This window comes from Aestuariivirga sp., from assembly GCF_047600585.1.
GTDB lineage: Bacteria > Pseudomonadota > Alphaproteobacteria > Rhizobiales > Aestuariivirgaceae > Aestuariivirga.
Window position 1 is genome coordinate 1,370,167 of record NZ_JASGKP010000001.1, and the last position, 14,251, is coordinate 1,384,417.

Sequence of the window (14,251 nt, forward strand, 5' to 3'; positions counted from 1 at the left end):
GCGTCTGGAAGTGGGTCTTGAAGAACCCTTAACCAGACGCCACATCCGCTTCCGAAGTTGAGTGCCGGGCTGATGAGTTGCCCGGCCGCATGAGCAGGCGCGCAGCCTGCAGCAGGGAATGAAAATGGCCAAGAAGACAACAGAAAAGTCCTCCGCGGAAAATCCGGTCGAAGTTCTTCCGGTTCTGCCGCTTCGCGACATCGTCGTCTTCCCGCACATGATCGTGCCGCTCTTTGTCGGGCGGGAAAAGTCGATCAAGGCGCTGGAAGAGGTGATGCGCGAGGAAAAGCGCATCGTGCTCGTGGCACAGCGCAACCCGGCAGACGATGATCCGGCGCAGGACGCAATCTACGAAGTGGGCACGCTTGCCCAGGTGATGCAGCTCCTCAAGCTTCCCGACGGCACCGTGAAGGTGCTGGTGGAGGGCCTTGAGCGCGCCCGCATCCAGAAGTTCACCGAACGCACGGATTTCTTCGAAGCCGAAATCTCCGTGATGCCGCATCCGCCCGTGACCGAGAAGGAAACGGAAGGCCTGGCGCGTTCGACCGCAGCGCAGTTCGAAAGCTACGTGAAGCTCAACAAGAAGGTGCCGCAGGAAGTGCTGGCCAACCTGTCGAGCATCACCGACTTTGCCAAGCTCGCTGACACGATTGCCGCGCACCTTGCGGTGAAGATCCCCGACAAGCAGGCGCTCCTCGAACTCGAAACCGTCGATGAACGGCTGGAGAAGGCCTACGCGCTGATGGAAGGCGAGATCTCGGTTCTCCAGGTGGAGAAGCGCATCCGCAGCCGCGTCAAGCGCCAGATGGAGAAGACGCAGCGCGAGTACTATCTGAATGAGCAGATGAAGGCCATCCAGAAGGAACTCGGCGACGGCGAGGAAGGCAAGGACGAACTCGGCGAACTCGAGAAGCGCATCAAGGACACCAAGCTGTCCAAGGAAGCGCGCGAGCGCGCCGATGCGGAAGTGAAGAAGCTCCGCCAGATGTCGCCCATGTCGGCCGAAGCCACCGTGGTGCGCAACTACCTGGACTGGCTGCTCTCGATCCCGTGGGGCGTGAAGAGCAAGGTGAAGGCCGATCTGGAATTTGCCCAGAACGTGCTCGATGCCGATCACTACGGCCTCGACAAGGTGAAGGAACGCATCGTCGAGTATCTCGCCGTGCAGGCCCGCACCAACAAGCTGAAGGGCCCGATCCTCTGCCTCGTCGGCCCGCCCGGCGTCGGCAAGACCTCGCTCGGAAAGTCGATCGCCAAGGCCACCGGCCGCGAATTCATCCGCATGTCGCTGGGCGGCGTGCGTGATGAAGCCGAAATCCGCGGTCACCGCCGCACCTACATCGGCTCGATGCCCGGCAAGGTCATCCAGTCGATGAAGAAGGCGAAGAAGTCCAACCCGCTCTTCCTGCTCGACGAGATCGACAAGATGGGCATGGACTTCCGCGGCGACCCGTCGGCGGCCCTGCTCGAGGTGCTCGATCCCGAACAGAACGCCACCTTCATGGACCATTACCTCGAGGTGGAATACGACCTCTCGAACGTGATGTTCGTGACCACGTCGAACACGCTGAACATTCCGCCGGCCCTTCTGGACCGCATGGAAATCATCCGCATCGCCGGTTACACGGAAGATGAGAAGGCCGAGATTGCCCGCCGCCACCTGATCCCCAAGGCCATGGAACACCACGGCCTCGAGAAGAAGGAGTTCGAGGTGACGGACGAAGCCGTCCGCGAGATCATCCGCCGCTACACCCGCGAAGCCGGTGTGCGTAATCTCGAACGCGAGATGAGCACGCTTGCCCGCAAGGCGGTGAAGGACCTGATGATCGCCAAGAAGAAGAAGGTGAAGGTCACCGAAGAGGTGGTTCACGACTATCTTGGCGTTCCCAAGTTCCGCTTCGGCGAAGCCGAGCGCGAGGACCAGGTCGGCGTGGTGACGGGTCTTGCCTGGACCGAGGTGGGCGGCGAACTGCTGACCATCGAAGCCCTGATGATGCCCGGCAAGGGCCGCATGACGGTCACCGGCAACCTGCGCGACGTGATGAAGGAGTCGATCTCGGCTGCCTCGTCCTACGTGAAGAGCAGGGCGCCTTCGATCGGCGTGAAGCCGCCGCTGTTCGACCGCAAGGACATCCACGTGCACGTGCCGGAAGGCGCGACACCGAAGGATGGCCCCTCGGCCGGCATCGCCATGGCAACCGCCATCGTCTCCGTGCTGACGGGCATTCCCGTGAGCAGGAACGTGGCCATGACCGGCGAAGTGACGCTGCGTGGGCGCGTGCTGCCCATCGGCGGCCTGAAGGAAAAGCTTCTCGCGGCACTGCGTGGCGGCATCACCAAGGTGCTGATCCCGCAGGAGAACGTGAAGGACCTGGCCGACATTCCGGACAACGTGAAGTCCGGGCTGGAGCTGGTGCCCGTGTCGCATGTGGATGAAGTGCTGAAGCACGCGCTTGTCCGCCAGCCGACGCCCATCGTGTGGGACGAGGAGGCGGAAGAAGCCGCCGCCGCGGCCCGCGCCAAGTCGGCCCCGGCCGATGGCGAGGGCGCCGTTCACTAACCCGCCAGAACGGGAAATCTTTCCAGTGGGAGCAGTCTTCGGACTGCTCCCTTTTTTGTTGTCCGATCCCAGCCGCGATGCCAGCTTGAGGCCGGGGAATGAGGGGAGGACATCATGAAATACGCATTGGGCTTTGTGTTGTGGCTGGTGACAATCAGTGGGGCGTGGGCGGATGGAATGCCCGGAACGTCCCTTGGCCATTGGACCAATCTGGCTACAGCTGGCGATAAATTTCTTGCCGTCCGTCCCGGTAGACTTGGCAGCGTTCCGAGTGATGGTTTGGCGGACTATCAAATATGCAATAGTCATTCCTCTCAAAGCGCCGTCACAGTCACAACCCCATCGGGGCAAGAAAGCGTTGATGCTGGCAAGTGCAGTCTTTGTTTGTTCAAGCCGGCTTTTGTTCGGTTGCAAGTAGGGCAGGTTTACAATGCTCATGCCGAAGGGACATTTGAGGCATTTAGACCTGCTACCTCATGCGGCCCAAAGGGCGGCGTTCGTCCAAAGAAGCTCTCTGTTCATAGTGCAAAGTGTTCGAAGATAAAAAATGTGCCGTCTGTTGTAGTGGGGCACTACTCGAAGATGGAATGCGTCATCAATCTCCATCGCACAAAGTCGAAGAAGCGTGAGTTCTATCGACTCTGTGTGGAGAGCTTGGAACGGCGCAATCTGCCCGCTTATGACATTGGCTGGGCGCGACTTATTGTCGATCCGTCCCTTGCAAATAAACGTCACGATGAGGATGGCATCATCAAAGATGACTACTCGCCCACCAGCAAGGGTTGCTCGGACATATATGCCGCAAATTACCTTTCTATTCTGGTTGGACCTGCCGATGACAACTCATCCAGTGGACCTCTTGCAGTAGAAAAGGCCCTGTTCACACTTTATCGGCTGGACATGAAATGAAGAGCGCGTACGCGAAACTCTTTAGAGTTTGAGAGTTCACACCTTAGTCTCCGCCATCTGCGCGTAGGCGTCGAGCGCGTGGCTCGCATACATGACCGAGGGACCGGCCCCCATGTAGACCGCCATGGCGAGCGTCTCCATGATGTCGGCACGGCTGGCGCCGTGGGCGAGGGCGGCCTCCACGTGGAAGCCGATGCAATCATCACAGCGCACGGCAACCGAGATGCCCAGTGCGATCAGTTCCTTGGTCTTGGCGTCGAGGGCCTGCGGCTTCAGCGCGGCCTGGGCGAGGCCGGAAAAGGCCTTCATCACATCCGGCTGCTCGGTGCGCATTTCCTTGATGCGGGCGGAGACGCCCGCGAGATAGGCCGGCCAGTCATTCTGCATATTCGTTACTCCTAATATATTAGGAGTGATCGCCGATCGGTGGCAGCCGGGCATTGATCCAGCGCAAACGGTGATGAGGTGTCACCGTCCCTCGCTCATCTTCCTTGCGTCATCGCGATGCGGAAGGCGAAGAAGGCGAAGACGCCTGCGAAGCTGTAGTCGACGCCGCGTAGCACGAGGGGCCGGGCTTTGAGCCATGTCACGACTTTTTCCGCGCCCCAGATGAGCAGGGCGGCGAGCGGCGTGTTGATGGCGACGAAGTAGAGGCCGAGGAAGAGGAGCTTTCCGGTGACGTGCGGGTCGCTCGCCGAAACGAACTGCGGCAGGAAGGTGATGAAGAACAGCACCACCTTGGGATTGGTGAGATTGACGGTGACGCCAAGGATGAAGCTCGACAGCGCCGTGGCCTTGGGCTGGTTCTCGGTACGGACGTTCAGCGACGAGCCGTTGCGGATGGCATCGACCGCAAGCCAGAGCAGATAGAGTGCGCCGACGATCTTGAGTGCAGTGAAGGCGGTGGGCGAGGCCGCAATCAGCGCCGAGACACCGAAGGCCGCAAGAGCCGTGTGCACGACGCAGCCGATCTGCGTGCCCGCCATCGCCGCGATGCCCGCCCTGCGGCCTGAAACGATGGTGCGCGAGAGCCACAGGCTCATGTCCGGACCCGGCGTGATGAAGAGTAGCATGGAGGCCAGAGAGTAGGTCAGGAAGGTCGTCAGGTCCGGAAGAAAAGTCATGAAAAACAGTGCCTTGTGGAATTTTCTGAAAGCCGCGTCTGAAGCGCAGGGAAAACTTGCGAATCTCCCGCAATCCAATTCAAGGTGAGGCCACGGCAAGGTTTGTTGCGTTCCACCCTTCTACTGGAGTGCTGCGCTCATGAACAAGAGCGAACTCATTGCCAAGGTTGCCCACGACACCAAGCTGACGCGCGGGGAAGCCGAAGAAGTCGTGGAAGCGACCATCGAGAACATCATTGAAGCGCTGAAGGGGGGCGACGACGTGCGCCTGATGGGATTCGGCGTGTTCACCGTGTCGCGCCGCAAGGGGGGCGAGGCACGCAATCCCAAGACCGGAAAAGTCATCAAGATGCCGGCCTCCAAAAGGGCCCGGTTCAAACCTGGGAAACTTTTGAAGGAGGCCGTGAACAGCTAGCGCAACGTTGTCCTCCGGGGCTTCGGCAACGGCGGGGGGACACGCGCAGGGGACCAAGCAACACATCGAGACAACAAACTCACATCAGCCCCGCACGCCCTCAGAAACGTGTGGGGCATTTTGTTTGTGGAGCTGCGTGGGGGAATGGTGGGCGATGAGAGACTCGAACTCCCGACATCTTCGGTGTAAACGAAGCGCTCTACCAACTGAGCTAATCGCCCCCGGGACGGTGAGGCCGCAGGCCCCGTCCGGAAGGCCCGCGTGATAGGCCAGTGGCCCCCCGGATTCAAGCATCGGATTCAAGCCTCGGCTTTCTCCCCGCTCCTGAAAGCAAAACGGCTGGAACGCTGGTCCCGGCCGTTGTGATGCGTCGCGCGATCCTCCGCCTCAGCCCGTCGCCTCGGTGACGGCCTCATGTTCGATGGCGCCGAGGTCCTTGCCCTCCAGCGTGGCTTCGAAGGCGCGGAGACGCTTGTAGATCGAGATGAGCGAAATGATCGTCGGCCAGGAATTGATCAGGAACTGGAACGACGAGCGCACCTGGTCAAACGAGTTCTGGATCTGCGTCATGGGGCCGAGCGTGATCTTCTGCGCCACCAGCGTGGGCAGGAGCACGATGATCGGGAATATGTTGTCGGTCTGCAGGTAGAGGATGCGGCCGATGTTGAAATAGACGTAGTGGAAATAGAGCGTGAAATAGTTCTTGCGTACCTGCTGGAAAAGCTCGGCCACGGTGGGCGGCTGGGCGCGGTTGGGATCGTCCTCGCCGTAGACGAGCTCCTTGCGGTAGGTGGCTTCCACACGCTGGTTGCGGAACTCGAGGCCCGGCAGCTTGATGCCGATTGCAGCCATCAGCCCAGTGCCGAACAGCGACCAGAGGATTGCCGCGGTGACCAGCGGATAGGGGATGGCGCCGATGATCGGCAGGTCGGTGATGTTGCTTTCCAGCGCATGCAGCACCGGCAGGAAGGCAATCAGCGTCATGATGGCGTCGATGAAGGACACGCCCAGACCCTCCAGCGTGGAGGTGAAGCGCATGGTGTCGTCCTGCACACGCTGGGAAGCGCCTTCCACCCCGCGCAGGCGTTGCCAGTGCTCGATATAGAAGTCGTTCATCGCCTGGCGCCAGCGGAAGTTATAATGGCTGACGAAGAAGCGCGTCAGCGTGCCAATGACTACCGCCATGCAGGCGATGGTCATGAAGATCCAGAGTTGCTCGAGATATTCCGACATGGGCGTGGGGCGGGACTTGGCCGCCGAGGCCTGGATCAGGTCATAGAAGGGGCCGTACCAGGCGTTGATCGCAACGCTCACCTCCACCTGATAGTAGGTGGTGAAGATGATGAGGGCCGAGCCCAGCACCGACCACAGGAAATATTTGTGCGGGTGGATGAACCACCAGACGGTGGCGAAGATGGCCGTGACGATGATGTAGTAGAGATAGAACCAGAGGAACGGCTTCGACCAGAAAACCGAGACGCCGATCATGGCCTGTTCGCCCGGCTGAAGGCCCCAGCCGATCGCCACGCCGAAGCCCTTCCATACGAAGAACCAGAACAGCACCGCTGCAAGCGCGTAGACCGCCGCCGAAAGGAAAAACGGCTTGGGGTTCGGGAAGAAGGATTTGAACATCAGGCGAATCTTTCTGTTGCCGGAACGACTGGCGGGGACCATAGGCGGGCACAAGCCTCGCGGGCAACTGACGAGATTGTTAGGAGATTTTTGGGCGATGTCTTACCCGGGTGAGCTTGACGGGGCGGTCCGCACCTGGCTCGAAGGCCGGGGGCAGGGACTTGCCGCCGCGAATGCCGCCATGTCCGCCCGCTACCGGGCGGGGCAGGGCTCGGCCGGGATCGACCTTGCGGCCTATCTCACCACGCGCCTGCCGGCCACCTTCGCGGTCAATGCCCGGGTGCTGGCCGAGGTCGCGCACCGGCGGCCGGGCTTTGCGCCGCGTTCGCTCGCCGATATCGGGGCAGGCCCCGGCACGGCAGGGTGGGCCGCAGTGGCGCAATGGCCGGAGATCGCAGGGGTCGAACAGGTGGAGGCAACGCCCGCCTTCGCCGGCCTGCTCAAGGAGATGAATGCGGCGAGCGGATTGCCTGCGCTGGTGGAGGCGAACGTGCGTGAGCAGGCGCTGGTGCAATGGACGGGCGGGCGGCATGACCTCGTTCTCGCCTCTTATGTGCTGGCGGAGATGCCGATGACGGGCATCGCCGATGCTGTGGCGAAACTGTGGGGCGCGGCGGGCGGCATGCTGGTACTCATCGAGCCCGGCACGCCGGAGGGCTTCAAGCGCATTGCCATCGCGCGGCGGCAGCTTCTGGCGGCAGGCGTGGTGATCGTGGCGCCCTGCACCCATCACGCAGCGTGCCCGATGGTGGGCGGGGACTGGTGCCATTTCAAGGAACGGGTGCAGCGCTCGCGGGCGCACATGCATGCCAAGGGCGCGAGCGTTCCCTTCGAAGACGAGGCCTACAGCTATCTCGTCGTGGCGCGCGATGGCGAAGCCGCGGGCGGGGCGCGCGTGCTGGCGCCGCCCGTGGTGAACAAGACCGGTGTCGCGCTGCGGCTCTGTGCGGAGACAGGGCTTTCGGACGTGACGGTGCCGGCCCGCGACAAGGCACGCTACAAGCAGGCGAAGAAAGTCTCCTGGGGCGACCGCTGGACACCATGACGTCCGTCACACGCCTGCCTTGCAATCGCCGGAGTGTTCCCGCTTAAAGCAGCGCCATGACCATCGCTTCTCTTCAGGACAAATTCCGGGACTGGCTTGCCATTCTCGAGAGCTGGCTGGCGACGCCACAGTTCTATGCCCAGGTGGCCGCCATCATAGCGGCTTGGGTGCTGGCCAAGCTTGCGGCGCGGCAGATCACAGGGCGCTTGCCGTTGCTCCGCGAAGAGCCGAGCGAGGGCCGCTTCCTGCGCTACCAGCGTCTGGCCTTCTCCTGCCTTGGCCTGATCGAGCCCGCGCTCTTTGTCGTCTTCATGATGGTGGCGACGGCGATTGCCGATGCGGCGCTGGGATCGTCGTGGCTGATCCGCATCGCCCAGAGCCTGGCGCTGATCAGGCTCCTGCATGCGGTGATCATGCGCTTCCTCACCCATCCGGTGATCAATGCGGCAGCGCGCTGGATCGGGCTTCCGGTCGCGGCCATTGCAGCGCTGGGCTACTTCGGCGATTTCACCGCCTGGCTGGACGGGCTGGCGCTGCAGGCGGGCAATGTCCGGGATCTCGCTGCTTGCCATCGCCAAGGCGGCAGTGTTCGGCGGCATTCTGTTCTGGCTCGGGCGCGTCTCGTCTACCACCGGTCAGAAGGTGATCCGCGACCAGGAAGCGATCGACATCCAGACCCGCGAGCTGGCGGCGAAGGCGCTGGAGGTAGCGGTCTTCGCCGTGGTGGGGCTGCTGCTGCTCAACATCCTCGGGCTCGATCTCACGGCGCTCGCTGTGTTCGGTGGCGCGCTTGGCGTGGGCCTCGGCTTCGGCCTGCAACAGATCGCATCGAACTTCATCTCCGGCATCATCCTGCTGCTCGAGCGGTCGCTCAAGATCGGCGACTACATCGAACTCGATGACGGCAAGGCCGGCACGCTGAAGCAGATGAACATGCGTTCCTCGATCCTCGCCACCTTCGACGGCAAGGAGATCATGGTGCCGAACGACAAGTTCATCACCGAGCGCTTCACCAACTGGACGCACGAGGACCCGCGCCAGCGCTACGAGGTGGTGTTTACGGTCACCTATGCCACCGACCTCCACGCCGTGCCGCCGCTCATTGGCAAGGCTGTGGCGGAGCATCCGCAAGTGCTCGCCGTGCCGGAAGTGCCCCTCGTGGAGTTGCGCGAGTTCGGCGAGAAGGGGGCGGTCTTCGCCGTGGGCTTCTGGGTGACGGGCATCGACGAGGGCAAGAACCGCTTCATCTCGGATATCCGCTTCCGCATCTGGGATGCGCTGAAGGGGGCGGGGATCACGATGCCGGCGGGGTGAGGGGGAGCATTCTCGTCTTTCGCACACCCTAAATCGTCATTCCATCCAAGCGGCACGGCAGTGCCGCGCGAGATGGAACCCAGCTTTGCTGAGCCAAGGGAAAGCGGGGTTCCATGTCTCGCGACGCGTTCCGCATCGCTCGCATGGAATGACGGGTGAGAGATAGGCGTGTGAGATGCTCCAACACGCGCCTGATTTGACTCCCGTGCCAAACAGACCCTAAGCCGCGGCGAGACAATCGAAAGGCACGTTCCCATGACCCGCAAGCTCATTTCATCCGGTTCGAAGTTCGAAGGCGAGATCGGTTATTCCCGCGCCGTGGTTGTGGGGAACTGGTGCTTCGTCTCGGGCACGACCGGCTTCAACTACGACACCATGACCATTTCCGCGGATGTGGCGGAGCAGGCGGAACAGACCTTCAAGAACATCGTGAAGGCGATCACGCCCGAGGGCTTCAGCCTGGCGGACACGGTCCGCGTGCATTACCTGCTGCCCGACATCAGCGACTTCGAGAAGACCTTCCCGGTCCTGAAAAAGTACCTGGGCGAGATCCGCCCGGCGGCCACCGCGTATCAAGCAGCACTGGCCGACCCTCGCATGAAGATCGAGATCGAAGTCACCATCTTCAAAGGCTGATCGCCCGAGGCAAGGCACCTGCGCAAAGAAAAAGGGGGCTTTCGCCCCCTGCTAGTATCTTTTGTTTTTTAATGCGCCCTGTTGGCGCTTGTCCGGATGTACAAAGATCATTCCTGATCTTTTGCGACCCGCCCTCCCCAGACCTGGGTCATGTCATGCGATCTGACATGCGGCCCTTTTTTGATTGCTGCGCAGACTAGACACATTTGCGTGAGGCCGCCAAGCAAAAAAAAGAGCGAAACAGCCTTGGGTTGCAGAATTCGGTTGGCCGCCTTGTTTCCACCCGGCTTTTGCGTAAAAGGGCGCGGACCCCAGATCTGACAGTGGATTCTCCCCAATGCGCCTTTCCCGCTATTTCATGCCGATCCTTCGCGACGACCCGAAGGAGGCGGAAATCGTCTCCCACAAGCTGATGCTGCGGGCCGGCATGATCCGCCAGGAAGCGGCCGGCAGCTATTCCTGGCTGCCCATGGGCTTCCGCGTGCTGAAGAAGATCGAGCAGATCGTCCGCGAGGAGCAGGACCGGGCAGGGGCCATCGAGGTGCTGATGCCGACCATCCAGTCGGCAGACCTGTGGCGCAAGTCCGGCCGCTACGACGCCTATGGCAAGGAGATGCTGCGCATCAAGGACCGCGGCGACCGCGAGATGCTGTTCGGCCCCACCAACGAGGAGATGATCACCGACATCTTCCGCGCCGGGGTGCAGAGCTACAAGGACGTGCCGCGGAACCTCTACCACATCCAGTGGAAGTTCCGTGACGAGGTGCGCCCGCGCTTCGGCGTGATGCGCGGCCGCGAGTTCCTGATGAAGGATGCCTATTCCTTCGACCTCACCCGCGAGGCGGGCCAGCACAGCTACAACAAGATGTTCGTGAGCTACCTCAAGACCTTCGCCCGCATGGGCCTGAAGGCCGTGCCGATGCGCGCCGAAACGGGCCCCATTGGCGGCAAGGACAGCCACGAGTTCCTCATCCTCGCCGAGACGGGCGAGAGCGAGGTGTTCTTCGACAAGGGCTTCCACGACATGGACTGGAGCGCCTTCGAGATCGACTACGACAACGTGGAGGCGGTGGCCAAGGTGGTGGACGAGTTCACCTCCAAGTATGCCGCGACCTCGGAAATGCACGACGCCGCCGACTACGAGAAGCGCGTGCCGGCCGACCGCCGGGTAACGGGCCGCGGCATCGAGGTGGGCCACATCTTCTTCTTCGGCACCAAGTATTCCGAACCGCTGGGCTGCCAGGTGCAGGGACCGGACGGCAAGATGGTGGTGTTGCAGTCGGGCTCCTACGGCATCGGCGTGTCGCGCCTCGTGGGCGGCATCATCGAGGCGAGCCACGACAAGGACGGCATCATCTGGCCGGAAAGCGTGGCGCCCTTCGACATCGGCCTGATCAACATCAAGACTGGTGACGCGGAGGCTGATGCGGCCTGCGAGAAGATCTATGCAGGCCTCACCGCCAAGGGCAAGGACGTGCTCTATGACGACCGCAGCCAGCCCGGCGGCGCCAAGTTCGCCACCATGGACCTGATCGGCCTGCCTTGGCAGGTGATCATCGGGCCGCGCGGCCTGAAGGATGGCGTGGCTGAGATCAAGAACCGCAAGACGGGGGCGCGCGAAAACGTCGCCCTCGACAAGGTCGTGGAGCGCCTGGCCGGATGAGCCAAGCCCTGCCGGACACAAAGCCCTTTGCCGCCTTCGAGTGGAAGCTGGCGCTCCGCTATCTCAGGGCGCGGCGCAAGGAGGGCTTCATCAGCGTGATCTCGCTGTTCTCCTTCCTCGGCATCATGCTGGGGGTGGCGACGCTGATCGTGGTGATGTCGATCTTCAACGGCTTCCATAACGAACTCTTGAACCGTGTGCTGGGCTTCTCCGGCCATGCCTCGATCTACCAGCCGGACCTGACCCCCATCGAGGACTACGACGCGATGAAGGGACGGCTGATGGCCGTGCCGGGCATCACCTCTGCCGTTCCCATCGTGGAAGGACAGGTGATGGTGTCGTCGATCAAGAACGCCTCGGGCGCTCTTATCCGTGGCGTGAGCGAGGCGGATATCGAGAAGCTCCCCAGCCTCAACAATTCGAGTTTGCAGACGGCGCTGGGCCAGCCCGGCGTGATGGATGCCGTGCCCTCGTGGAAGGGCTTCGACAAGGCAGGCGGCATCGCCATCGGTGAGCGCATGGCCTGGAAGCACCAGGTGGGCCTGGGCGGCACGATCACGCTCATCGCGCCCAACGGTCCCGAGACGGTGATCGGTTCGACGCCGCGCATCCGCGACTATCAGGTGGTGGCGATCTTCAAGATGGGCATGTCGGAGTATGATGAGGGCGTGGCTTATCTGCCGCTTTCGGAAGCGCAGGACTTTTTCTCCACCGACACCGGCGTCTCCGGCGTCGAACTCACCGTGGAACGGCCCGACACCATCGCCTCCATGGTGGGCGAAATCGCCAAGGCGGCCGGCCCCGGCCTGATGGTGCAGACGTGGAAGGACCGGAACCAGGCCTTCTTCACCGCGTTGACGGTGGAGCGGAACATGCTGTTCATGGTGCTGACCATGATCATCCTGGTGGCGGCGCTCAACATCATCTCGGGCCTGATCATGCTGGTGAAGGACAAGGGCCGCGACATCGCCATCCTGCGCACGATGGGGGCCACATCCGGTGCGATCCAGCGCGTCTTCTTCATCACGGGTGCCGCGATCGGCGTGATCGGTACGATCGGCGGCGTGCTCCTCGGCATGGTGATCTCGTACTATGCCGAGCCCATCCGCCGCGGCTTCCAGTGGCTCTCGGGCGTCGATCCATTCAACCCCGACCTCTACTATCTCAGCAAGCTGCCGAGCGAGATTGACTTCAACCAGACTTTTTGGATCGTGCTGATGTCGATCGGGTTGTCGTTCTTGGCCACGCTCTATCCCTCGTGGAAGGCGGCCAAGCTCGATCCGGTGGAGGCGCTGCGCTACGAATGAGCCTGAAGCCCGCCCTCGAACTGCGCAACGTCACCCGCACCTATGGCAAGGGTGAGACCGCGCTCACCGTGTTCCGCGATCAGTCACTGACGATCCGCGCGGGCGAAGTGGTGGCGCTGATCGGCCAGTCCGGCTCCGGCAAGTCGTCGCTCCTCCACATGGCGGGGCTGCTCGAACGGCCGTCCACCGGCGAGGTGCTGATCGCCGGGCAGAACTGCACGAAGATGGACGATGCCGCCCGCACGCGGGTGCGGCGCATCGGCATCGGCTTCGTCTACCAGTTCCACCACCTGCTGCCGGAATTCTCGGCGCTCGAGAACGTGACCATGCCGCAGCTCATCGCGGGTGCTTCGGAGAAGCAGGCGAAAGCGCGCGCGACCGATCTTCTCGGCCGCCTCGGATTGAACCACCGCATGCATCACCGCCCGGCGGAAATGTCCGGCGGCGAACAGCAGCGCGTGGCGATTGCCCGCGCGCTCGCCAACCGTCCGCTGCTGCTGCTGGCGGACGAGCCCACCGGCAACCTCGATCCGGAAACGGCGGAACTCGTCCATCACGAGTTCATGCGGCTGATCCACGAGGAGGGGCTGGGCGCCCTCATTGCCACCCACAACATCGAGCTTGGCCGCCGCATGACCCGGATGGTGCATCTCTCCGGCGGCCAGCTTCTGGATGCCTGACATGGCGCCCGCGCGGGGCATTGCTCTCGCGGTGGCGCTTCTGGCCGGAGCCGTGCAGCCGTATGCGGCAACACCTTCCAAGCCGTCGCGCGAGGCCTTTGCCCAGAGCGTGTGCCAGGCGGCGGAAGCGCGCGCGACCGAGAACGGGCTTGATCCGCATTTCCTCGTCCGCCTGCTCTGGAAGGAGAGCATGTTCGATCCCAATGCGGTGAGCCCGAAGGGCGCGCAAGGCTTGGCGCAATTCATGCCCGACACCGCAGACCGCCGTGGCCTCGCCGATCCCTTCGATCCGCTGGCCGCCGTTGCGGCCTCCGCGAGCTATCTCGCCGACCTCAAGAAAGAGTTCGGGAACATGGGCTTGGCGGCCGCTGCTTACAATGCGGGTGAAGACCGGGTGCGGCGCTGGCAGGCGGGCCGGAGCGGCATGCCCGCGGAAACGCAGGACTACGTGGCCTTCATCACGGGCCGCGAGGTGGAGGCGTGGCGCGAGGCTTCCGCGGCGCATCCCATTCCTTCGGCGGGGAAGGGCAAGACCGTGATCGAGGATTGCATCCAGCTTGCCATGCGGCAGCAGACGCCGCCGAGTTCGCCGGTGCAGCTTGGCAAGCGTCGGCCCTGGGGCGTACTCGTGGCGCAGAATTTCAGCCAGGGGCAGGCGCTCGCCATGTACCGCCGCCTGAAGGTGCGGGCGCCGCAGATCCTCGCCAACGTGGAGCCCATGGTGATCCGCAAGCGCAACCTGTCCCGGGGCTCGCGGGCCATGGCGCTGGTGATGGTGGGGGCTGACAGCCGGGCCGACGCCGATACGGTCTGCGCGAAGCTGGGCACAGCGGGCATCCCCTGCCGGGTGATGAAAAGCCGTTGATGCATGTTCGCCTTCCACCTCCCCCTTGCGGGGAGGGAAGATGTTGAAGACTGGTGCTCATCATTGGCGTCTTTCCCAAGGTCGCGTTAGTGTCTTTTGAG

At 62.7% G+C, this 14,251-nt stretch carries 14 protein-coding genes and 1 tRNA gene; 10 read left to right on the forward strand and 5 right to left on the reverse strand.

Annotated elements, in window-relative coordinates; translation table 11 throughout:
* Positions 1-124 precede the first annotated feature (124 nt).
* Both lon and QM801_RS06665 read left to right on the forward strand, forming a co-directional pair.
* Positions 125-2,560 carry an endopeptidase La gene (gene lon, locus QM801_RS06660; protein ID WP_415018426.1) on the forward strand — a complete coding sequence of 812 codons (2,436 nt, stop codon included), beginning with the start codon at positions 125-127 and terminating at the stop codon, positions 2,558-2,560.
* A 114-nt stretch (positions 2,561-2,674) separates the two neighbouring features.
* Entirely contained in the window at positions 2,675-3,469 is a 795-nt protein-coding gene (locus tag QM801_RS06665) for a hypothetical protein (protein ID WP_415018427.1), read from the forward strand.
* Positions 3,470-3,505: 36 nt separating this feature from the next.
* On the opposite strand, the gene QM801_RS06670 is transcribed toward QM801_RS06665, so the two are convergent.
* A complete protein-coding gene (locus QM801_RS06670) occupies positions 3,506-3,856 on the reverse strand; it encodes a carboxymuconolactone decarboxylase family protein (protein WP_415018428.1) in 351 nt (116 codons plus the stop codon).
* A gap of 95 nt (positions 3,857-3,951) precedes the next feature.
* A complete protein-coding gene (locus QM801_RS06675) occupies positions 3,952-4,593 on the reverse strand; it encodes a LysE family translocator (RefSeq protein WP_415018429.1) in 642 nt (213 codons plus the stop codon).
* 139 nt (positions 4,594-4,732) lie between these two features.
* On the opposite strand from QM801_RS06675, the gene QM801_RS06680 reads away from it, so the two are divergent.
* Positions 4,733-5,008, forward strand: coding sequence for an HU family DNA-binding protein (locus QM801_RS06680; RefSeq protein ID WP_415018430.1), 276 nt, complete (start codon positions 4,733-4,735; stop codon positions 5,006-5,008).
* A 145-nt stretch (positions 5,009-5,153) separates the two neighbouring features.
* Here the strand turns inward: QM801_RS06680 and QM801_RS06685 are convergent.
* Positions 5,154-5,229, reverse strand: a tRNA-Val gene (locus tag QM801_RS06685).
* A 166-nt stretch (positions 5,230-5,395) separates the two neighbouring features.
* A complete protein-coding gene (gene sbmA / locus QM801_RS06690) occupies positions 5,396-6,640 on the reverse strand; it encodes a peptide antibiotic transporter SbmA (protein WP_415018431.1) in 1,245 nt (414 codons plus the stop codon).
* Positions 6,641-6,737: 97 nt separating this feature from the next.
* On the opposite strand from sbmA, the gene QM801_RS06695 reads away from it, so the two are divergent.
* Positions 6,738-7,685 carry a small ribosomal subunit Rsm22 family protein gene (locus QM801_RS06695; protein ID WP_415018432.1) on the forward strand — a complete coding sequence of 316 codons (948 nt, stop codon included), beginning with the start codon at positions 6,738-6,740 and terminating at the stop codon, positions 7,683-7,685.
* On the opposite strand, the gene QM801_RS06700 is transcribed toward QM801_RS06695, so the two are convergent.
* Complete coding sequence (locus QM801_RS06700; protein ID WP_415018433.1) at positions 7,637-8,263, reverse strand: hypothetical protein; 627 nt, start codon at positions 8,261-8,263, stop codon at positions 7,637-7,639. The two genes, QM801_RS06695 and QM801_RS06700, sit on opposite strands and share 49 nt — an antisense overlap.
* Here QM801_RS06700 and QM801_RS06705 point away from each other — a divergent pair.
* The 6 genes from QM801_RS06705 to QM801_RS06730 all read left to right on the forward strand — a co-directional run bounded on the left by QM801_RS06705 (position 8,232) and on the right by QM801_RS06730 (position 14,150).
* Positions 8,232-8,999 carry a mechanosensitive ion channel family protein gene (locus QM801_RS06705; protein WP_415018434.1) on the forward strand — a complete coding sequence of 256 codons (768 nt, stop codon included), beginning with the start codon at positions 8,232-8,234 and terminating at the stop codon, positions 8,997-8,999. The genes QM801_RS06700 and QM801_RS06705 overlap by 32 nt on opposite strands.
* A gap of 255 nt (positions 9,000-9,254) precedes the next feature.
* Positions 9,255-9,635: a RidA family protein gene (locus QM801_RS06710; RefSeq protein ID WP_415018435.1), complete on the forward strand. Its 381-nt coding sequence runs from the start codon at positions 9,255-9,257 to the stop codon at positions 9,633-9,635.
* Positions 9,636-9,972: 337 nt separating this feature from the next.
* Positions 9,973-11,298, forward strand: coding sequence for a proline--tRNA ligase (gene proS / locus QM801_RS06715; RefSeq protein WP_415018436.1), 1,326 nt, complete (start codon positions 9,973-9,975; stop codon positions 11,296-11,298).
* Positions 11,295-12,605: a lipoprotein-releasing ABC transporter permease subunit gene (locus tag QM801_RS06720; protein WP_415018437.1), complete on the forward strand. Its 1,311-nt coding sequence runs from the start codon at positions 11,295-11,297 to the stop codon at positions 12,603-12,605. The genes proS and QM801_RS06720 overlap by 4 nt, the downstream gene beginning before the upstream one ends.
* Positions 12,602-13,285, forward strand: a complete 684-nt coding sequence (locus tag QM801_RS06725) for an ABC transporter ATP-binding protein (protein ID WP_415018438.1) — start codon at positions 12,602-12,604, stop codon at positions 13,283-13,285. The genes QM801_RS06720 and QM801_RS06725 overlap by 4 nt, the downstream gene beginning before the upstream one ends.
* A gap of 1 nt (position 13,286) precedes the next feature.
* Positions 13,287-14,150: a lytic transglycosylase domain-containing protein gene (locus QM801_RS06730; RefSeq protein WP_415018439.1), complete on the forward strand. Its 864-nt coding sequence runs from the start codon at positions 13,287-13,289 to the stop codon at positions 14,148-14,150.
* Positions 14,151-14,251: the final 101 nt, after the last annotated feature.